This is a genomic window from Methylocystis sp., assembly GCF_050251305.1.
Classification (GTDB): domain Bacteria; phylum Pseudomonadota; class Alphaproteobacteria; order Rhizobiales; family Beijerinckiaceae; genus Methylocystis.
The window spans coordinates 42,642-62,199 of the sequence record NZ_JBFWNB010000019.1 but is presented as its reverse complement, the minus strand read 5'-3'; the positions used below and the strand labels follow the sequence as shown (position 1 = coordinate 62,199).

Here is a 19,558-nt window from a genome sequence, read left to right as displayed (position 1 = left end):
CCACAACAAGCATCCCCCACCGCCCGCTCAATGCCAAAGCGGGCAGACCTGCAAACAGTTCAGATGGGGGTCAATTTTGGACGCCGATCCCCCAAGTTAGGGGGTCAAAATTGCACGCCGAAACACATTCCGGCCCGCTGAGTTTCCTTGGACGCCACAACCTTACCTGTGTGCGGCCCGACATCTGTCTTACAAGACCCTGCCCGTGTGAGTCAGCTTCGCCTCCTGCGAATTGTGTCTCACATACATACTGCTTGACTTGAGACTCCTTGTTTCTCACAATGTGGTGGTTTTTAGTGAGACAAGGAGAACACGATGTTAGTCGGATACGCACGAACGAGCACCACGGAGCAGGGAGCGGGCCTAGAGGCGCAGCGGCGGGACTTGAAGGCGAGCGGCTGCGAAGAGCTTTTCGAGGAACAGGTGTCCTCAGTTCAGCGCCGAGAGGAGTTGGAGAAGGCGCTCAAGTTCGTTCGCAAAGGCGATACGCTGGTCGTGACGAAACTCGACCGCTTGGCCCGCTCAGTTCCTGACCTCGTCAAGATCATGGAGCGGTTGGAGGGCAAGGGCGCATCGCTGCGCATCCTCGCCATGAACCTCGACACCAACACGCCAACGGGGCGCTTGCTGCTCAACCTCGTTGGCAGCGTCGCTCAGTTCGAGCGTGAGGTCATGCTTGAGCGGCAACGGGAAGGGATAGCGAAAGCCAAGGAGGAAGGGAAATACAAAGGGAGAGCGATGACTGCGCGCGCCAAGTCGGATGATGTCCTGAGTCTCCACAAGGCTGGGAAAGGCGCTTCTGAGATTGCTGACCAGCTAGGCATCGGTCGGGCGAGCGTCTACCGCATCCTCAACGACATGAAAGACCAATGGCAATGAGGTGAGTGGTCGGAGTGCGAAGGGGACGGCGGCCTAAGTCGCCACCTCACGGCATCCGTCATCGCTTCGCATAGACCCCCTCCCCAAAGGGGGAAAAAATTGGCGAAGCAAACAACGTATAGGCTCTCACAAGTTCTCAACATTTTTCAGCACGCCGACCCCCTCGGAAAGACTTGCTTTGCACCGCCAAACTGCTACACAATCGTCACTCACAGCGGAATAGAGTCTACATAAAATCAGTAGCTTATGAAATCGCTTCAAGAGTTCAATCCTCTCTTGCAGCACCAGCTTTTTAAATTTTCTGCGCCGTGCCGGCGCCTCGCCCGATGGCGTGGCGCTGGGACATCGACTCTCGTCCACGCGCCCGACGCGTTTGGCGGCGCATGTGAGAGGAGCGCGCAATACCTCATGGCCTTGGCGCGTGCGATCCCGGTTGCGGCGCATATCGATCGGCTCAGCTATGGACGAGCCCACGCGCAGCCATCCAGTCGAGCACAAGGCCGGCGATATCGTCGCTGTTGCGGTCCGCCATAAGCGCGTGGCTGTTGCCGCGGACGCCGCGCGCCGGAAGGTCGACCCAGGTTACGTCGCAGCCTGCCGCCGCCAAAGCGTCGCGCCAACGTTCGGAGGCAGGGCGCGAGCCCGCCCAAAACGCGCTATCGCGCCAGTTGTCGCCCCAAACGAAGAGGTGCGGCGTCTTATTGAGCAGGGCGGGATCCGCCGAAGCCGGGTCGGGGGCGCCCGAAGGCTCCAGCGAGACAATGGCGCGCACCCGCTCCGGCGCATGGATCGCTGCGGTGAGGCCGAAATTGCCGCCCTGGCTGTGGGTGAGGATGACGACGTCGCGATCGAAATGCTGCAACAGCGCGTCATAAGCCGCCTGGGTGAGCGCGTCGTTGCAGCTCCAGCGCGGGACGCATTGCGACATGAACGCCTCGAACGCCTCGACGGGAAAAAGCGAGTCCGGGTATGAGCGCCGAAGCGCCGGGTCGGGATTCCAGGAGCCGGGCGGCCCACAGCGGAAGGCGTCTTCCCACGACTCCTTCGCAGTTCGAAAAAACGGCGCTTCCGGATAGACTTGCGGAAATGGCGCGAAAGAGGCGCGGCCGCGCTCCACTGCGTCTGACACATAAGTGTCGAAGCCGGCGCGCAAAAAGAACATCAGCCAGCCGGGTCGGCGGTCCGGCGTGCTTTCCCAAGCGGCTCCAGTCATGCCCGCGCCGTGCCACAGCAGCAAGGGCGCCGCGGCCTTGGGCGCGGAGAGGCGGACATATTGGACATAGAGCTGGCCGACGACGATTTCGCCGTTGGGGTCCACGCGGTACGATGGCCCGTCGGGCGTGCTCACCCGATCGCGCATGGGCAGGTCGTCGAGGCGGATTATCCGCCCGCCGACATGGAAGGAGCCGATCTCGTCCACGGCAAGGGCGGGAGCGGTTCTCGAGATCATCCTCGCTCTCCAGCCGTTCTACCGCCTTGCCGCACCAGATCGCGGCAGGTTTGACGACGTTTCTTTGACGGGTGTTTCGGCGCTCGTTTCCTTCGACATCCCTAAATTCTGGCTGATTGTTCGGCCAGCGATTGCGTTACGCGCATCAGCTTCGAGCAATGCGCGTCCGCATCCGGCGAGGAGCCTCCGCCAGTCTCATTTCCGTTGTATCGGAGCGTACCCGCCAGAAGCGATCCGGCGGGCCGAATTTCTGCGGAATGCACGCGCCGCGCGGACGAGCGGCGGGAGGCCTTAAGAAAGGATCGCGCTCAGACGCGAGAAGGCCTTCGAACTGTAATTGCCATAGGGGAGACTCTCAAAGAAGGCCTCGGTGCCCTGCGGATTCTGACCCCAGGCGATCAGCAGGCCCGCCACGGCAAGGAGCAGAAGCGAAAGCAGGTTCGACGTGAGGCCGCCGAGAATTCCGACCGCCAAAACCACTCCAATCTTGGTGCTGTTGCTGATCGCCATCGCTGATTCTCCTGATCGCGCTTCGTCAACGCTGGCATAGATCAGCATGGTTAACCGACAGTTATCGCGACGCGTTCGACGCCGCATGATGGCGATTCGCGGCGGTCCTGAGCGCGGTGGATGGAAAATCCGACGCGCGTCGGCTTCGGAGACGTCGGCGCTGGAAAAAGTCCTCGCTGGCGACGCCGTCGCCCTCGATCGGGAGAGCGGCCGCCACTCAAGCCGGAAAGGTTTGGGCAAAGCTCAGTTTATTTGCGCGAACCCGCGAAGCGGCGGAGCGCCTCGCAACGGGACGTCTTCAGCCCCCGTAGTAGCCGACGATCGCTGCGCCAAAGAAAAAGCCGATCGCCGCCACGATCATCAGTCTTGTTAAGCCTTCCGGCATGAACTCTCTCCAATAGGCGCCGCACGCTTCAAATTAGCGGTCTGGGCTTGAAGATCAAGAACGTGCGGCGCTTCCAAGCGCGGCGGTCACAGAGCAGAAAAAAACCGCAGGCGTCAGGCCTGCGGTTTTACAAAGCGCGGCGCGGCCGTTCAGTAGTTGTAGAACGCGACGCAGACGCGGTTGCGGTAATAATCCCAGCCCCAGCGCGCGCAACGCCGCGGCGGCGCAGTCGCCGCGCCGACGACGGCGCCGCTCGCCGCGCCGATCGCCGCGCCGGCAAGCGTGCCGCCCGCGCGTCCGCCGGACGCGAGGGCGCCAATGCCCGCGCCGCCGAGGCCGCCGATCACAGCGCCGCCCGCTGCGCGTTCGCCGGGAGTGTAACACGCCGCAAGCGGCGCGGCCGCCGCCAGGACGGTCGTCAGCAGCAGAACTTTCTTCATGCGTTTCTCCTTTTGAGGGCGACGCTGGATCGTCCGCATCCAGGCGAGGCGACGCGCGACCCATCCGTTCCATGGCGCGCCGCGAGATTCGATATGACGCCGCGGCTCACGGCCGCTTGGGAAAGCCACAAGCCGCATTGGCGTCGCGTAAAGCTTAATAAAAGCTGTCTTCGGTGGCTGTCGCAAAAATACAACATCCTTCGACATTCAGCCGTGCAGGTTTTAGGAAAAGTCCAGAACGCGACGCGTTTTCGCCATCAGCCGCATATGCGCCGCTCTTGGGGCGGGACCGTAAATTTGCTAGCAGCCACTGTCGTTTGCTTTGAAGGACACCGCTCTCATGGACGCAGCCGCTCGCGCTGAGGAATTTCGCCGCCGTCTCGACGCCGCCGCCGAGGCGACGGAGGCCGCGCTCGACGCGCTGCTGTCGCCGCCGCCGCTTCCCGGCGAGATCGCCCGGCCCGCGCGCCTTCTCGAGGCGATGCGCTACTCTTCGCTCGGCGGCGGCAAGCGCCTGCGGCCATTTCTCGTCATCGAATCCGCGCGACTCTTCGGCGTCGTTGGGGAGGCGGCGTTGCGCGCCGCCTGCGCGCTGGAAATGATTCACTGCTATTCGCTGGCGCATGACGATCTGCCGGCCATGGACGACGACGATCTGCGCCGAGGGCGGCCGACGACCCATAAGGCGTTTGACGAGGCGACCGCGATTCTCGCCGGCGACGGGCTGTTGACCTACGCCTTCGACGTCATTGCCGATCCGAAGACGCATCAAGACGCCGGCGTGCGCGCAGCCCTCGTGCTTGCTCTGGCGCGCGCGGCGGGGCTTGGCGGGATGGTCGGCGGACAGGCGCTCGATCTTGCCGCCGAAACCGCGGCGACGCCGCTCACGCTCGACGAGACCTTGCAGATGCAGGCGATGAAGACCGGCGCCCTGTTGCGCTTCGCGGTCGACGCCGGAGGCATCCTCGGCGCCGCATCGCAGACGCAAGCGCGCGCGCTGACGCGCTATGGAGAAGCGCTTGGCGCCGCGTTTCAGATCGCCGACGACATTCTCGACGCCGAAGGCGACAGCGCCGCGCTGGGCAAGCGCGCCGGCAAGGACGCCGAGCGCGGCAAGGCGACGCTTGTCGGTCTTCTCGGTCTCGACGCCGCGCGCGCGCGAAGAGACGCGCTTGTCGAAGAGGCGACGGCGGCGCTGCGCGATACAAAGCTGGGCGCGGGAACCGATATATTGGCGGAGGCCGCCCGTTTCGTCGCCGCGCGGCGCAATTGAGAGGTCGCGGATGCGGCGGCGGCGACTATCCAGGATTCGACGATTCGCCGTGGCGCTCCTCGCGCCTGTCCGGATCATCCGCGGTCGGCCACAGCTTTTCCTCAGCCTCGCGCTCGGTCTCCTGGTCGGCTTTCTTCTGCCGCAGTCAATGCAGGCGATCGCGCGCGCGCTCGTCGCCTGGAACGTCGTCGCTCTTTGCTATTTCACGCTTGTCTACCTGCTCATCTCGAGAGCGACGCATGACACGATCCGCGAACGCGCGCAGCGTCTCGACGAGGGACGCTTCGTCATGCTGCTGTTGACGACCGCGATCGCCACCGCGTCGTTCGGCGCGGTCGTCATCGAGCTCGGCTCGGTCAATGCGATGCACGGCCTGGAAAAGGGCGCAGCCGTCGCGCTCACGATCGTCACGGTGCTGAATTCCTGGTTGTTTCTGCACCTGACGTTCGCCTTCCACTATGCGCATGAATTTTATTTCGAGGAGGAGCGCGATCGCGACGAGCCGCCGTCGGCAAGAGGCGGATTGCATTTCCCGAACACCACGATGCCGCAATACATTGACTTTCTGTATTTCTCCTATGTCATTGGCGTCGCGTCTCAGACGGCCGACGTCGATACCTGTTCCTCGCCGATGAGACTCCTGGTGGCGACGCATGGCGTCATTGCCTTTATTTACAACACCACCATTCTCGCGCTCATGGTCAACGTCGCCAGCCAACTGGTCTGAAGGATCATATGCGCGAACCGACAGCAACGATCGACATCAAGAGCGAAGCCGCGCGATTGCGGGCGATCTTGATCGGCTCCATCGGCAATCTCGTCGAATGGTACGACTTCTACGTCTATTCGGCGTTTTCGATGTATTTCGCCGATTCATTTTTTCCGGGCGACGACGCCGTCGCGCAGATGATGTCGGCCTCGGGCGTCTTCGCGCTCGGCTTCTTGATGCGGCCGATCGGCGCCTATCTTTTCGGACGCATCGGCGACGGGCGCGGTCGGCGTATCGCGCTGATGCTGTCCGTGCTGCTGATGTGTCTTGGCTCGCTTCTCATCGCTTTCGCGCCGACCTACGCCATGATCGGCGTGGGCGCGCCGGCGCTGCTGCTTTTCGCGCGTCTCGTTCAAGGCGTCAGCCTTGGCGGCGAATATGGTTCGAGCGCGACCTATCTCGCTGAGATGGCGCATCCCGAGCGGCGCGGCTTCTATTCGAGCTTTCAATATGTGACGATGATTTCCGGACAACTGCTCGCGCTTTGCGTGCTGCTGATCCTGCAGAATGTCGCGCTTGACGCCCAGGCGCTGCGCGCTTGGGGGTGGCGCATCCCTTTCGCCTTCGGCGCGCTGCTCGCGGTCGTGGCGCTGTTCATGCGCCGCGATCTTGCGGAAACGCCGGCCTTCAATGCGTCCCGCGCCGAACGGCGGCGCGGCTCGCTCGCTGCGCTGCTCGCGCATAAGCGCGAGACGGCGACCGTCGTCGGGCTGACGCTCGGCGGCACGATCGCCTTCTATGTCTATACGACATACATGCAGAAGTTCCTCAAGCTCTCCGCCGGCCTGAGCGACCGGCAGACGACGTGGATCGCAGCTGGCTCGCTTTTGTTTGCATTGCTCCTGCAACCGATCTACGGCGCGCTTTCGGATCGCATCGGCCGTCGCCCGATGCTCATCGCCTTTGGCGTGCTGGGCACGATCTTCACCGTGCCGCTGCTGTCCACCATTCAGACGATGCGCGATCCCTGGACGGCCTTTATCCTCATCTGCTGCGCTTGGCTGATCGTCGCGCTCTACACGTCGATCAACGCCGTGGTGAAGGCGGAACTGTTCCCGGCGGCGATCCGGGTCACCGGCGTGGCGCTGCCATACGCGGCGACCGTGTCGCTGTTTGGCGGCTCGGCGGAATATGTGGCGCTCTGGTTCAAGGCGCAGGGGCATGAAAGCTGGTTTTACTATTACGCGAGCGCCGCGATTTTTGTGTCGCTGGCGGTTTACGCGACGATGCCGGATACGAAGAAGACTTCGCGGATTGAGATCGGGCGCTAGCGGCCTGACGCGAAGCGAACGGATCGCATGGTTTCATATTCGATTTGAAAGAAGTTCATTGTCTGGAGGCCGGAATGGCGACCGAAAGATATATTATTCTTCCAAAACGCGGCGTCGCCGGCTCGAGGCGCGCCGGAACCGAGGCGCTCCTGCGATTTCCGAGTGTGCGCAGCACGCAACAACCTGTCTCGGTCCAACTCGACATGTTTGGCGGCGCGAATGCGATGGTCGTCGATACCGTCGCCGATAATGGTCCGAAGCTTGTCGACCTCGAACCGGACGCCGCCGCCAGACTGAACGCGTCGGGATCGCCGGTTCGGGCGGTGAAAGAAGTCTTTTACGCCTTGCCGCAACCCATGGACGCATCGGCCGGCTTCATAGATTTCAGGGGAAGCGGCGTCTCTCAATTTCGTTTCGAGGTCACGGTCGCCGATGCGGCGACCGGCCGCGCAATCGCCGGCTGCCAGGTCGTGGCCTATTGGGATTTCGTCAGCCGGTTGAGAACCGAGGGCGTCACCGACGCAAGCGGACGCGTGCGTTTGTCGTCGCCCGCGCCGATGATCGAGCGTATCGTAGCGACGCCGGCGCCAGGCTCGGGATATTGGAGCGGCTATCGCCTCAACATCCCGGCGAGCGGCGTCATACCAGTCGTCGCGCCGCCGCTCACGCTCCCTTATGTCGACTGCGTGCGCTATTACTTTGCGCACACGAATTTCCGGAGCGAGGCGGGCGTCACGGTTGGCGTTATCGATACAGGATGCGGTCCGCATGCGGATCTCAACCTCATCGGAGGACGCAACACCGTCACCGGCGAACCAGCGAAGGAAACGACCGACGTCGGCTATCACGGCACGCATGTTGCGGGACTGATTGGCGCAACCGGCGCGACGTTTCAGGGCGTCCGGGGCGTCGCGCCGCATGTGAAGCTGAACGCCTATCGCGTCTATGGCGGCGACTCGATCCGCGCGAGCAATTACGCCTTGCTCAAGGCGATGATTTTCGCCGCCGAGGACGGTTGCGACATCATTAATTTGAGCCTTGGCGGCGGCCCGGACGATGAAATCGTCAGAGAAGCGATCATGGACGCCCGCAACCAAGGCATGCTCATCGTCGTCGCCGCAGGCAATGCGTACCGCGGCGGCGTCGAAAATCCCGCGGCTTATGCAGGCGCGACCCCCGTTTCCGCCATGGGCCGTCAGGGAACGTTCCCGTTCGGCTCCAGCGAAGAACTGCAGATTGTTTCGCCGCCCTACGCCACGGCGGATCCATCCGAATTCATCGCGCATTTTTCAAATGTCGGGCCGCAGATCGCGCTGACCGCGCCCGGCGTCGGCGCCATCTCGACGCTGCCCAACAACAAGGTCGGACCGCTCAGCGGCACGTCAATGGCCGCGCCGGTGGTCGCCGGCGCGGCGGCGTGCCTCCCATCGCAATCTCCCGACGTATGGCGCATGCCGCGCGACCGCGCGCGCTCCGATGCGATCGAACGTCTGCTGCAAACGAATTGCGCGCGCCGTGGATTCGGATTGAACTTCGAAGGCTACGGGATGCCACAATCGCCTTCGGTCTGAAGCGATGAAACGCTTCGTCCTGTTGTTTAACGCCGATGCGCCGCCGGCGGCCGATCTCGGCCGTATCGCCGCGACGAGCGGGGTCCGTGTCGTCGATCATGAAATTGCGCGGGCGGCGCTCGTCGAAGCGGACGACGTCGCAATAGAGAAGTTGCGAAAACAACTTCCAGACTGGATTATCTCGCCCGAGACGAGCTTTCCCAAACGAGAGCCGCAATAGCGGCGATCAATTATCCAAGAAGCTTCTCAGTTTCCGGCTCCGCGACGGATGCTTCAGCTTGCGCAGCGCCTTCGCTTCGATCTGGCGGATGCGCTCGCGCGTCACCGAGAACTGCTGGCCGACTTCTTCCAGCGTATGGTCGGTGTTCATGCCGATTCCGAAGCGCATGCGCAGCACACGTTCTTCGCGCGGCGTCAGCGACGAGAGAACGCGCGTCGTGGTCTCGCGCAGGTTCGACTGGATCGCCGCCTCGATCGGCAGCACCGCATTCTTGTCCTCGATGAAATCGCCGAGATGCGAATCCTCTTCGTCGCCGATCGGCGTCTCGAGCGAGATCGGCTCCTTGGCGATCTTGAGGACCTTGCGGACTTTTTCGAGCGGCATGGCGAGCTTCTCGGACAACTCTTCCGGCGTCGGCTCGCGGCCGATCTCGTGCAGCATCTGGCGCGACGTGCGCACGATCTTGTTGATCGTCTCGATCATATGCACCGGAATGCGGATCGTGCGCGCCTGATCGGCGATCGAGCGGGTAATCGCCTGGCGGATCCACCACGTCGCATAGGTCGAGAATTTATAGCCGCGGCGATATTCGAATTTGTCCACCGCCTTCATCAGGCCGATGTTGCCTTCCTGAATGAGGTCGAGGAACTGCAAGCCGCGATTGGTGTATTTCTTGGCGATGGAGATCACGAGACGCAGATTGGCCTCGACCATCTCTTTTTTGGCCTGCCGGGCTTCGCGCTCGCCCTTCTGCACCATGTGAACGATCTTGCGGAACTCGGAGATCTCCAGTCCCGTCTCGGTCGCGAGCGCGTGAATGTCGGCGCGCAGATCCTTGATCCGATCCTTGTCGGCGGCGACAAATTCCTTCCAGCCCTTGGACCCGAGCTTGGCGACGCGCATCACCCATTTGGGATCGAGCTCGGAGCCGTGGAATTTGTCGATGAAGTCTTCGCGCATGACGCCGTGGCTGTCGGCGAGCCGCAGGAGCTTCGTCTCATAGCCGATGAGCCGCTTGTTGATGTCGTAGAGCTGTTCGACGAGCGCTTCGATGCGGTTCTGGTTCAGCGAAAGCGATTTGACGTCGGCGACGATTTCCTTCTTGAGCGTCTTATATTTGCGCTCCTGCGCAGGCGTCAGAGTCTCGTTCTTGAGTTTGTTTTCGACGTTCTGATCCTGCAGCCGGCGCAACTTCTTGTATGCGTCGGCGATGCGCGCGAAAGTTTCGAGAACTTTCGGTTTCAGTTCGGATTCCATCGCGGAGAGCGACACGGAATTTTCCATGTCGTCTTCTTCCTCGAAATTCTCTTCCGCCGGCGGGGCTTCCTCGCCCAGTCCAGCAGGTGGCGTGCGCGGCGCAGTCGCCGGCGCCATGTCGGCGGACGGGGAGGGTTCGGCGTTCTTCGCCGCCTTGCCGTCAGGTCCGGCGTAGGTCGCCTCGAGATCGATGATGTCGCGCAGCAGGACCTTGCCGGCTTCCAGCTCCTCGCGCCAGATGATGATCGCCTGGAAGGTGAGCGGGCTCTCGCACAGGCCGGCGATCATCGCCTCGCGCCCGGCCTCGATGCGCTTGGCGATGGCGATTTCGCCTTCCCGCGACAGCAGCTCGACCGAGCCCATCTCGCGCAGATACATCCGCACGGGGTCGTCGGTGCGATCGGCGGGTTCGGAGGCGCGGGTCGCGACCGCCGTCGCCCGCGGGCTCTCGACGAGTTCGCCGCCTTCGGACTCTTCCTCTTCTGAATTCTGCTCCTCGGATTCGACGTCGTCCGGATCGTCGCCTTCGGAGACCGTGATGCCCATTTCCGAGAGCATCGCATAAACGTCTTCGATCTGATCCGACGACACTTCCTCGGACGGCAGCACGGCGTTCAGCTCGGCATAGGTGACAAAGCCGCGCTTTTTCGCCAGCTTGATCATCCGCTTGACGGCGGCGTCGTTGAGATCGAGAAGCGGCCCGTCGGAGGCCTCCGTCGTCGCTGCGGTTTCGTTCTCGACCTTGTCTTCGTCTTTTTTCGCCATCCACAAGCTCCAAGCGCCTCGCCCTGGATCGGCTCCCCCCGAACCAGGCAAGGCGCAAGTTTTCTTAAAAAGCCTGAGAGGAGCCCTCTTCAAGCCAGGGCGCGGCAGGCTGGCAGGAAAACCGACCGACCGCAAAAAACCTTCGCACCGCCTCTCGCGGCGCGCTTATCATCCCCTCTTCGCTACGGCGTCAGCCGCGTCGAATTCATAAACTGCGCGACCGCCGGCCGGAAAGCGCTCCATATCCTTCCACCGCTGCTTCTGCGCCATCTAGCGCAGACAACTGGGCTTGAATATCCTTCAGCCGCGCATAATCCCGCTCGTTAGGGTTGTCGGCCAGCATTGCTTGCACCGCGCGCAACTCTCTATTTAACGCCAATGATCTGCGATGCAAGGCGAAAGCCTGTCGCAGGCTTTCGCCGGCGTCGGCCGCCGCGGCGTCCGGGCGCACGCTCCATAGCGTCGAATGGGCCGGCATCGCCTGGAGCCTGGCGACGGTTCCGTCAAGCCCAAGCGATGTCAGGAACGGGCGAAGCTCTCGTTTGTCGTCCCGGCCGCGTTCGGCGAATCGCAGCAGCGCGTCGCGCAGGGCGCGGGCGTCGGCGGATTCGAGATCAAGCGTGGCCAGATCCTCCGCACGGGCATCGATCAGGTCCGGATGATTGATCAATATCAGCAGGATAAGCGCCTCGCGCGGGGTGATTCCGCCCTTGACGCCGCGAAACAGCGGCGAATTCGCCAATGCGGGACCAATCGTCAAAGGCGCGTCGTCTGGCGTGCGCCGCCGCCCGTTCGGCCCAGGTCCGCGCCGCGAGACGTCCGCGCGTCGAAACGGCCTGCCCTGGTCCCGGCCGAAGAGCCGGTCCAGCCGCTGCGCGAGCTCCAGGAGATAATGGCGTCGCAGGTCGTCGTCGCCGATCAGGCCGACGATCTCGCGCATCCGCCGCTCAAGCGCCGCGCGGCGCTCGGGCGTATCGAGCGGCGCCGCGTCGGTCTCGCGCATCCATAGGAGATCGACGAGCGGCAGGGGGCGGCTCAGACAGTCGGCAAGCGCTTCAGCGCCGCTTGAACGCAGCAGTTCATCGGGATCCTGGCCGCCGGGCAGGAGTACGAATCGCAGCGAGCGGCCGGGTCCGATCAGCGGCAGCGCCGTATCGACGGCGCGAAAAGCCGCCTTCAGTCCCGCCTTGTCGCCGTCGAAGCAGAGGATCGGCTCCTCGGCGAGACGCCACAGCAGGGCGCATTGTTCGGGCGTCAGCGCTGTGCCGAGCGGGGCGACGGCGTTGGCGAAGCCCGCAGCGGCCAGCGCAATGACGTCGACATAGCCCTCGACGGCGATCACCGCGCCGGTCTCATGCGCGGCCTTGCGGGCGTTGTGCAGGTTGTAGAGCGTCGCGCCCTTGTGAAAGAGCGGCGTCTCAGGGGAATTGAGATATTTCGCCTGGGCGTCGGCGTCCAGGGCGCGCCCGCCGAAGGCGATGACGCGGCCGGCGCGGTCGCAGATCGGGAACATCACCCGGTTGCGGAACCGGTCGTAGGGGACGGCGATGTCCTCGCCGTGGACGAGCAGCCCCGCCTCGATCATTGTCTCGACGCTCGCGCCCTTCGCGGCGAGATGATCGCGCAGCGCATGGCGTTCCGGCGGCGCGAAGCCGAGGCGGAATTGGTCACGGGCGCCGGGGGAAATCTGTCTGCGGTCGAGATAGGCGCGCGCCTCGCGTCCCGCCGGGCCGGCGAGCTGCTTCTCGAAAAAGACGGCGGCCGCCTCCAGCGCCTCGCCAAGCGTTGCGCGCCGTCGATCCTGTTCCTGCTGTTCTTTGGTCTCGACGGGCAGCGGCAGGCCGGCGAGCGCCGCCAGCCTCTCGACCGCCTCAGGGAAAGAGAGCCCCTCGGTCTCCATGACGAAATCGAAAATGTTGCCGTTCTTGCCCGCGGAAAAGTCGAACCAGCGCATCTTCTGGTCGTTGACGTAGAAGGAGGGGGTCTTCTCGGCGTTGAAGGGCGACAGGCCGCGCCACTCCTTGCCTTCCTTCCTGAGCTTCACCTTCTGGCGCACGACCTCGGAGACGGGCACGCGCGCCCGAATTTCATCGAGGAAGGAAGGCGAGAAGCGCATGTTCGGCCAGCCGTTGAGCAAGATTTACCATAGACGCCCGCGAGGCGCCGCGAGAAAGCGTCTTGATGATCGAAAGTTATGTATATACAATTGCATTTCCGGCGTCGTGGCCTGCTGCGCCGCGCATCGATGTGCGGCCAGAGATATGACGACATGGATCAGCAATGGCTTCGAATGGGAAGCTGATAAAAACGAGTCGAACTGCAAAAATCACCGTATTTCATTCCAGGAGGCTACGGCTCTGTTCGAGGGGCCCTTCCTGAGGCTCCGTTCTGATCGTTCCGGCGAACTGCGGTGGTTGGCGCTTGGTAGGGCGCAGGGTCGGATCATCGCCGTGATCTACACCGAACGAAACGGCCGCATTCGGATCATCTCGGCCAGGATGGCGAGAAAGTATGAGCGTGAAATCTACAAAGATCGCATCGGCGACACATCATGAGGCGATGGCGCGCCGGGTGACAAAGAAGCGAGAAATGACCGACGCGGAAATCGACGCCGCTATCGGAAGCGATCCCGATTGGGCGGAATTCGACCCGATCGACTGGAGCAAGGCAGAGATCGTCGTGCCGCCAAAAAAACAGGCCATCTCGATCCGCCTCGACCAAGACCTGATCGACTATTTCAAGGCGCAAGGCCCCGGCTATCAGCGCCGCATCAACGCCGTCCTGCGCAGCTATGTAAAGCAGCGCAAGACGGGTTAAACGCGGTCTTCCGGCATGCCTTGCAGCGCGGCGACGTCCAGCCGCGCTCAAAGCTCCGCACCCTGCTGAAGCCTGTGGCGACGCTTGTCGACAGGGGCGTTGTTCGGCGACAGGGACCTTTAGGCGTGGAGGAGCGCGCTAGTTTGAGGAATGCGCGTGCCGGCCTGCCGGGTGATGATCGTGGGGGAGCGCGTCGCGTTGATCGACATCTGACGGCAGGACGACAAGCTGCCCATATCTCACGCCGCGTTCGCCGATCACATGGCCGGCAAAGTGTTCGACATCCGATTTTTGGCCTTTGAGCAGGGACACTTCGAGGCAGGTCGCTTCGTCCATGTGCACATGCAGCGTCGCGATCGACATGTCGGCGTGAGAGTGGTGGTCATTCATCAGCCGCTTCGACAGCTGTCGGGTCTCATGGTCGTAGACATAAACGAGCGCCGCCACGCAGTGACGGGCGCTGTCATCGGCCTCCGGCCTTTTGAGCAGTCCGGCGCGGACCAGGTCGCGCACCGCTTCCGAGCGATTTTGGTGGCCGCCGGTCTCCATATACTGATCGAGCGCGCTCATCAGCTCTTCGTCGATGGTTATGGTCACGCGCTGCATATGTCGGCTCCAGCTGTCCGCGCCTCGGTCCGGCGGTCCAATCGACGGGAAAGATCGCAAGCGCGACCTCAGGTTTCTTACGCCAAGGGGCATATGCCGCCAACAGCGTCCGGACCGCAGGTTCTGAAGCGCGCCGCCGCCATCAGAGCCTATTCCAGCTTGGAGCGGCTAGGCCAGAGAATTCCGCCGAGCAAAAAATTCTCGTTGAGTGCAACGATTGTTGAACTGAAGCGTTGTCGGCAAGGGGATGCTGCAGCGCATCAAAATCGCGGCGTCTGAACGGCTCAACCGCGACCGTGGCCGCAGACAAATTGGCCCAAGCACGCCGCCCCGGGGCCGCTCATAAACTGTTTGCTTTCGAAGTTTCAATTTGAAGTTGTGCTCAGGACCGAATTTGCGCCTCAGCGCAACAGAAGGAAGGAGCGAAAATGACTGGGCTCGCTCGCGCAGTTTATCCGGAACTTTTGGATTCACTTCCCGGCGACGATCCACGAGCAATGCGGTCCCGGCGCGACCTGCGACGCATCAATCGCTGGATGTTGCAAAGCAAGATCATGGCGACGCTGCTTCTCCGCCATTTTGATCGGCCGCCGAAAACCATCCTCGATCTCGGATCCGGCGATGGGGCGTTGATGCTCGGCGTCGCACGGCGTCTGGCGCCGAAATGGCCGGGCGTGACGGCGCGCCTGCTCGATCAGCAGGACATATTGTCGGACGAAACCCGCCGAGCGTTTGAAGCGATCGGATGGCGGGTCGAGAGGATCGTCGCCGACGTCTTCGATTACCTTTCGCACGACGCCGCGAAAACCGACATCATCTCCGCGAATCTCTTTCTGCATCATTTCGAGAATCCGGATCTCGCCCGCCTGCTCGAACTGGCGGCGGCGCGCACGACGCTGTTCGCGGCGTGCGAGCCCAGACGCGACCGTTTTTCGCTTCTGGCGAGCAGCCTGGTCTGGGTCATCGGCTGCAACGACGTCACGCAATGGGATGCGAAGACGAGCGTGCGCGCCGGCTTCAACGGTCGGGATTTATCGAAGCTATGGCCGAGTCCGAACGGCTGGGTTCTCGATGAAACCTATGAAATGCCCTTCACGCATTGCTTCGCGGCGCGCCGATCGACCCTCGCCCGTGAAAACGCGCCTCGGGCCGATGTTCGGTGACCATGCGCGCCGTCGTTCCCGCGTCCGGCCGGCGCGCCAAATCACGAGACGATCGCGCCAGAACGTTCCGCTGCGCTCTCAAAGTTAAACCGATCGCCCCATTCGTCCCGAGCGCGCTTCGCGCGGGTTTTTGGAAAGGAGTCGCGCCGTGACGGATGCAAGCATGATCATCGGCGGCGGCGTCGCGGGAGCCACGGCGGCCCTTGCTCTAGCCCGCGCCGGTCGGCGCGTCGATCTCTACGAGCGCTCATCGTCCGCGAGCCACAAGATCTGCGGCGAATTTCTCAGTCGAGAAGTCAGCGCAAATTTGCGCGCGCTCGGGGCGGATCCCGCCGATCTCGGCGCGCGGCCGATCACACGGGTGCGACTGGTGCGCGGCGCGCGCAGCGTTGACGAGCCACTGCCGTTTCCGGCGCTGGCGTTGTCGCGCAAGGCCCTGGACGAGGCCCTGCTCGAACATGCGGCGGATTCAGGCGTGAATGTCATCCGCGGCAAGACGGCGCGGCGCATCGAGCAATCGGATGACGGCGGCTTCATCGTCTCCTTCGGCTCCGAAGGCGTCGCGCCGACGCGCACGATTTTTCTTGCGACGGGAAAGCATGATCTGCGCGGCGTCAAGCGCGCGGCGTCTGGACGACAAAGCGATTACCTCGCTTTGAAGATGTATTATCGCTTCAACAGGAAAAAGACCGAGCATTTGCGATGGGTCACCGAGCTCATTCTGCTGAGGGAATGTTATCTCGGGCTGATGCTCGTCGAGGATGACCACGTCAACTTTTGCTTCGTGATCAGCGAAGGCAGGTTTGCGGAGGCAGGCGGAACCTGGGACGGCGTCTTGAAGCAGTTCAGCAGAGAGTCGGACTATGTCGCCGACTATCTGGACGGCGCGGAACCGCTGCTCGACCGCCCGCTGGCGATCAGTCGCATCCCATACGGTTTTGTGCACAGTCCATCGCTGAACGATCCCCAGGGTCTTTGGCGGCTCGGCGATCAGATCGCGGTGATTCCCTCTTTCACTGGCGACGGGATGGGCATGGCCAGCTGCAGCGCGGTTCTGGCGGCGAACATGTTTCTCGAAGGCGCGACGTCGCATGACTTTCACCGCCGCTTCAGCCGCATCGTCAGAAGGCAGATGCGCCTCTCGACGCCGCTGAACGGCTTGTTCTTCAGACATTCGGCCGGTCAGGACGCAATCATTTGGCTTGCGTCGCTCTTTCCGTCCAGCGTTCGGGTCATCGCGAGCCTGACTCGTGTTCCCGAAGCGGCGATCCGCCGGATCACTTGAACCTGCGGTCCTGACGAACCGGCAGCGGGGGTCGCCCTCGTGAATGCGCGCGTGCGCTAAGTTTGAACGGTTTCGACGATCTGGCCCGGCATGGTGTGACTCGTTTTGTCCCAGCTCAGCGGTTTCCCGCAGATCTTATGGCGCCAAATGTAAATATAGAGGGCGCGCAGCGCGGCGGAGAAGTTGATGAAATTCGAGAAAATGACCCTCGGCGCCGCCATCAGACCCTGACCGACTCCATAGATCGAGGCCGTAAAAATCATTCGCTGGATGAGCCGGTTGATGAGCAAGCAGATGTTGATGAAAAACACCACCCGTAGGGTCGGGTCGAGCATCGCATAGCCGGCGATGCGCCACACTTCGCTCACTCTTCCAAGAATAAGGATCGCAACTGCGTTGAACGCCAGGAAATAGGCGATGACGGCGATGATTCCGGACAAGATGCCCTTGCGGTCGCGCAGAAAAAAGATTGCCTCGGTCAGGGTGTTTCCCCAGCCGAGCTTCGATGCTCCCTGGAAGCCGATTCCCAGAAGCCAGCGCGCGCGCTGCCGGTACGCGGCTCGGTATTCGCTCGGAAAATGTTCTCGCGTGGCGATCGCGAGCGGCGTTGCGATCCGTTGCAGTTCATAGGTCCCCTGCGGAATGTCGAGCGTATATGGCGCCTTGTTGAGAACGAACGCCGACCGCAGGCCGAGATTTTTCATCGCGAAAGCGACGTCGTAGTCCTCCGTCAACGCAACAGGATCAAACACCTCGCCTTGACGCCAGACGCGCAAGGTTTCGATCGCCTTCTTGCTGAAGCAGGCGGCCACGCCGGCGCAGGGCACGACGCCCGTCAAACGCTGTCGGACAAACAGATCCTTGTTATGAAATTCCGCGAATTCGTCCATGTAGGTGCCCGCCGTCATCTGCAGAAGCGAGCGCCGGAATGAATATACCGGAATCTGGATGAAATCGAATTCAGAGATCAGGGCGCTGAACAACGGAAATTCCAGCGGATGAATCACATCTTCGCTGTCGTGCAGCACATATCCCGCAAACTGGATGTTTGAGGCTTTCTCATATTCGCCGATGGCGGCGATGACCGCATTGAGGCAATCCGCTTTCGTCGTCGGTCCATCATGCGGGCCGACGACGAGACGAATATTCTCCGGCCGTTCCGCCGCCGCCCTGAGCACTTCCCGTTGAGTCGCGGGGTCATTCGGATAGGCGCCAACGAAAAAGACCGTCGTCGCGGAATAACCGGCGTTCGTTTTCAGCATTTCATAGATGACGGCCTCTTCATGCCAGGCCGGCACCATGACCGCCAGCGGCCGCTGCGGACGTTCGAGCAGCGCTTGCTCAGGCAGCTCGGGAATTTCGGCGCGGTGCCATCCCAATAATCTCATGAGCCAATAGACGCTGTCCACGAAGACGTCGTCGAGGCTGTAAAGAATAATAGCGACGCCAAAAATAAGGAACAGGCGCACGAGAGCGTCGACGTAGGCGACGGTTGCGTCGGTCAGGCTAAGCATCGCTCGTCCTTAAGCTCTTCAACCCTGCATGTCGACAGATTGAGGGCGCATCGGACGTTCTTTTGCGCCCTGCCGCGCGAGTCGGCAAGGGCGCAGCGCGGCGGCCTAGGCGGCCGATAATGTTTGAACTGGGGACTCCAAGCGGGCACGCATCGCGGCGACGATCCGCTTCGCCGCCTGGCCATCGCCGTACGGGAATACCGGGACCGACATGCGGGCGTAAAGCTCCGGATCGTCATGAAGCTGCGAGATCGCGTTCGCGACCGAGGCCGTATTCGTGCCGACCACGCGAACCGCCCCGGCGCGAACCGCCTCCGGCCGTTCGGTCGTGTTCCTCAGCACGAGCACGGGCTTTCCGAGCGCCGGCGCTTCCTCCTGGAGGCCGCCGCTATCGGTGACGACAATCCAGGACATCTTCAGCGCAGCAACCATATCCGCATAGCCGATCGCGTCGACAACGGAGATCCTCGGATGGCCGCCAAGGATTCGGCGGGCAGGCTCATGCGCGCGCGGGTTAGGATGCGTGACGAAATAAACGCCAAGGTCGTCGTTCTGTTCGACGGCGGTTCTGATGCCGCGCAGCGCGTCTTCAATCGGCGCGCCGAAGCTTTCCCGCCGGTGCGCCGTTGCGAGAATGACGCGGGGCAGATTTGGAAATCCTTGCGGCGCAGGCGACGGGCGCGCGGCGGTCTGCAACAAGGCGTCAATGCCGGTGTTGCCGGTGACGAGACAGTCGGCGGGATCGACGCCTTCGCGCAACAGATTGTTGAGCGACGCGGCGGTCGGCGCGAAATGCATCGCCGCGGCCAGCCCGGCGATCCGCCGGTTGAGTTCTTCCGGGTAGGGGTCGTTGAGCTTCCCGGTCCGCAGGCCCGCCTCAATGTGCATGAAGGGCACGTTCTTGTGAAACGCGGCGAGCGACACCACGGCGACCGACGTCGTATCGCCCTGGGCGATGATGCAGTCGGGTTGAACCTCGTCGATCACGCGATCCATTTCCCCGATCACCTTGCCGAAAAGCTCGTTGAGCGAGCCGTTTCGGCGTTCGAGGTCGAGTCGGCGCGAGGGCGCGACGCCGAAGTCGCGCAGCGCGTCTTCGACGACGTCGGCGTGCTGGCCGGTCGTCACGACGTGGGGATAAGCCCAATCCGAACGATTGAGTTCGGCGATGACGGGCCCCATCTTGATGGCTTCAGGTCTTGTTCCGACGATGCATAGGCAGCAAAGCTTTGAACTCGTTGCGCGAAGGCCATTTATTCTTGTGTTGCTCAGTTGGTTCATTTCAGCTCTTCTATGTTACCGAGTTCAGATGTTTGTATAGTCGAGTAGCCTTGAGTCGTCGAATTAATAATCCGACATCTTCATCGTCCTATGAAAATCGCT

At 62.4% G+C, this 19,558-nt stretch carries 18 protein-coding genes; 10 read left to right on the top strand and 8 right to left on the bottom strand.

Annotated features, from left to right (window positions below; translation table 11 throughout):
- Positions 1–315 precede the first annotated feature (315 nt).
- Positions 316–879, top strand: coding sequence for a recombinase family protein (locus AB7F41_RS08670; RefSeq protein ID WP_428406510.1), 564 nt, complete (start codon positions 316–318; stop codon positions 877–879).
- Between the two features lie 454 nt (positions 880–1,333).
- Here AB7F41_RS08670 and AB7F41_RS08665 read toward each other — a convergent pair whose 3' ends face one another.
- The 3 genes from AB7F41_RS08665 to AB7F41_RS08655 all read right to left on the bottom strand — a co-directional run bounded on the left by AB7F41_RS08665 (position 1,334) and on the right by AB7F41_RS08655 (position 3,664).
- Positions 1,334–2,329: an alpha/beta fold hydrolase gene (locus AB7F41_RS08665; RefSeq protein ID WP_428406509.1), complete on the bottom strand. Its 996-nt coding sequence runs from the start codon at positions 2,327–2,329 to the stop codon at positions 1,334–1,336.
- Between the two features lie 291 nt (positions 2,330–2,620).
- A complete protein-coding gene (locus AB7F41_RS08660; RefSeq protein WP_428406508.1) occupies positions 2,621–2,839 on the bottom strand; it encodes a hypothetical protein in 219 nt (72 codons plus the stop codon).
- Between the two features lie 534 nt (positions 2,840–3,373).
- On the bottom strand, positions 3,374–3,664 hold the full coding sequence (locus AB7F41_RS08655; protein WP_428384598.1) for a hypothetical protein: 291 nt from the start codon (positions 3,662–3,664) through the stop codon (positions 3,374–3,376).
- 340 nt (positions 3,665–4,004) lie between these two features.
- Here AB7F41_RS08655 and AB7F41_RS08650 point away from each other — a divergent pair, with 340 nt between their 5' ends.
- From AB7F41_RS08650 to AB7F41_RS08630, 5 genes are all read left to right on the top strand, one after another.
- Entirely contained in the window at positions 4,005–4,937 is a 933-nt protein-coding gene (locus AB7F41_RS08650; RefSeq protein ID WP_428384600.1) for a polyprenyl synthetase family protein, read from the top strand.
- Positions 4,938–4,986: 49 nt separating this feature from the next.
- Positions 4,987–5,664 (top strand): DUF1345 domain-containing protein, encoded by a 678-nt coding sequence (locus tag AB7F41_RS08645; RefSeq protein ID WP_428384602.1) that lies wholly within the window; start codon positions 4,987–4,989, stop codon positions 5,662–5,664.
- A gap of 8 nt (positions 5,665–5,672) precedes the next feature.
- Positions 5,673–6,977: an MFS transporter gene (locus AB7F41_RS08640; RefSeq protein WP_428384604.1), complete on the top strand. Its 1,305-nt coding sequence runs from the start codon at positions 5,673–5,675 to the stop codon at positions 6,975–6,977.
- 74 nt (positions 6,978–7,051) lie between these two features.
- Complete coding sequence (locus AB7F41_RS08635) at positions 7,052–8,548, top strand: S8 family serine peptidase (protein ID WP_428384606.1); 1,497 nt, start codon at positions 7,052–7,054, stop codon at positions 8,546–8,548.
- Positions 8,549–8,552: 4 nt separating this feature from the next.
- Positions 8,553–8,768 carry a hypothetical protein gene (locus AB7F41_RS08630; protein WP_428384608.1) on the top strand — a complete coding sequence of 72 codons (216 nt, stop codon included), beginning with the start codon at positions 8,553–8,555 and terminating at the stop codon, positions 8,766–8,768.
- 6 nt (positions 8,769–8,774) lie between these two features.
- Here AB7F41_RS08630 and rpoD read toward each other — a convergent pair whose 3' ends face one another.
- Together rpoD and dnaG are read right to left on the bottom strand one after the other, a co-directional pair.
- Positions 8,775–10,790, bottom strand: coding sequence for an RNA polymerase sigma factor RpoD (gene rpoD, locus AB7F41_RS08625; RefSeq protein WP_428384610.1), 2,016 nt, complete (start codon positions 10,788–10,790; stop codon positions 8,775–8,777).
- A 205-nt stretch (positions 10,791–10,995) separates the two neighbouring features.
- Entirely contained in the window at positions 10,996–12,906 is a 1,911-nt protein-coding gene (dnaG, locus tag AB7F41_RS08620; RefSeq protein WP_428384612.1) for a DNA primase, read from the bottom strand.
- Here dnaG and AB7F41_RS08615 point away from each other — a divergent pair.
- Both AB7F41_RS08615 and AB7F41_RS08610 read left to right on the top strand, forming a co-directional pair.
- Positions 12,905–13,345, top strand: a complete 441-nt coding sequence (locus AB7F41_RS08615; protein ID WP_428384614.1) for a BrnT family toxin — start codon at positions 12,905–12,907, stop codon at positions 13,343–13,345. The two genes, dnaG and AB7F41_RS08615, sit on opposite strands and share 2 nt — an antisense overlap.
- A 34-nt stretch (positions 13,346–13,379) precedes the next feature.
- Positions 13,380–13,607 carry a BrnA antitoxin family protein gene (locus AB7F41_RS08610; protein ID WP_428406507.1) on the top strand — a complete coding sequence of 76 codons (228 nt, stop codon included), beginning with the start codon at positions 13,380–13,382 and terminating at the stop codon, positions 13,605–13,607.
- A gap of 138 nt (positions 13,608–13,745) precedes the next feature.
- On the opposite strand, the gene nikR is transcribed toward AB7F41_RS08610, so the two are convergent.
- Positions 13,746–14,213, bottom strand: coding sequence for a nickel-responsive transcriptional regulator NikR (gene nikR / locus AB7F41_RS08605; RefSeq protein WP_428384618.1), 468 nt, complete (start codon positions 14,211–14,213; stop codon positions 13,746–13,748).
- Positions 14,214–14,710: 497 nt separating this feature from the next.
- Here nikR and AB7F41_RS08600 point away from each other — a divergent pair, with 497 nt between their 5' ends.
- Together AB7F41_RS08600 and AB7F41_RS08595 are read left to right on the top strand one after the other, a co-directional pair.
- Complete coding sequence (locus AB7F41_RS08600) at positions 14,711–15,376, top strand: class I SAM-dependent methyltransferase (protein WP_428384619.1); 666 nt, start codon at positions 14,711–14,713, stop codon at positions 15,374–15,376.
- A 148-nt stretch (positions 15,377–15,524) separates the two neighbouring features.
- The gene (locus AB7F41_RS08595; RefSeq protein ID WP_428384620.1) at positions 15,525–16,661 is read left to right on the top strand and encodes an NAD(P)/FAD-dependent oxidoreductase; all 1,137 of its coding nucleotides are present in this window, start codon (positions 15,525–15,527) and stop codon (positions 16,659–16,661) included.
- A 56-nt stretch (positions 16,662–16,717) separates the two neighbouring features.
- On the opposite strand, the gene AB7F41_RS08590 is transcribed toward AB7F41_RS08595, so the two are convergent.
- The gene (locus tag AB7F41_RS08590) at positions 16,718–18,175 is read right to left on the bottom strand and encodes a glycosyl transferase family protein (protein ID WP_428384622.1); all 1,458 of its coding nucleotides are present in this window, start codon (positions 18,173–18,175) and stop codon (positions 16,718–16,720) included.
- A gap of 105 nt (positions 18,176–18,280) precedes the next feature.
- Positions 18,281–19,357 (bottom strand): non-hydrolyzing UDP-N-acetylglucosamine 2-epimerase, encoded by a 1,077-nt coding sequence (wecB, locus tag AB7F41_RS08585; RefSeq protein WP_428384624.1) that lies wholly within the window; start codon positions 19,355–19,357, stop codon positions 18,281–18,283.
- Positions 19,358–19,558: the final 201 nt, after the last annotated feature.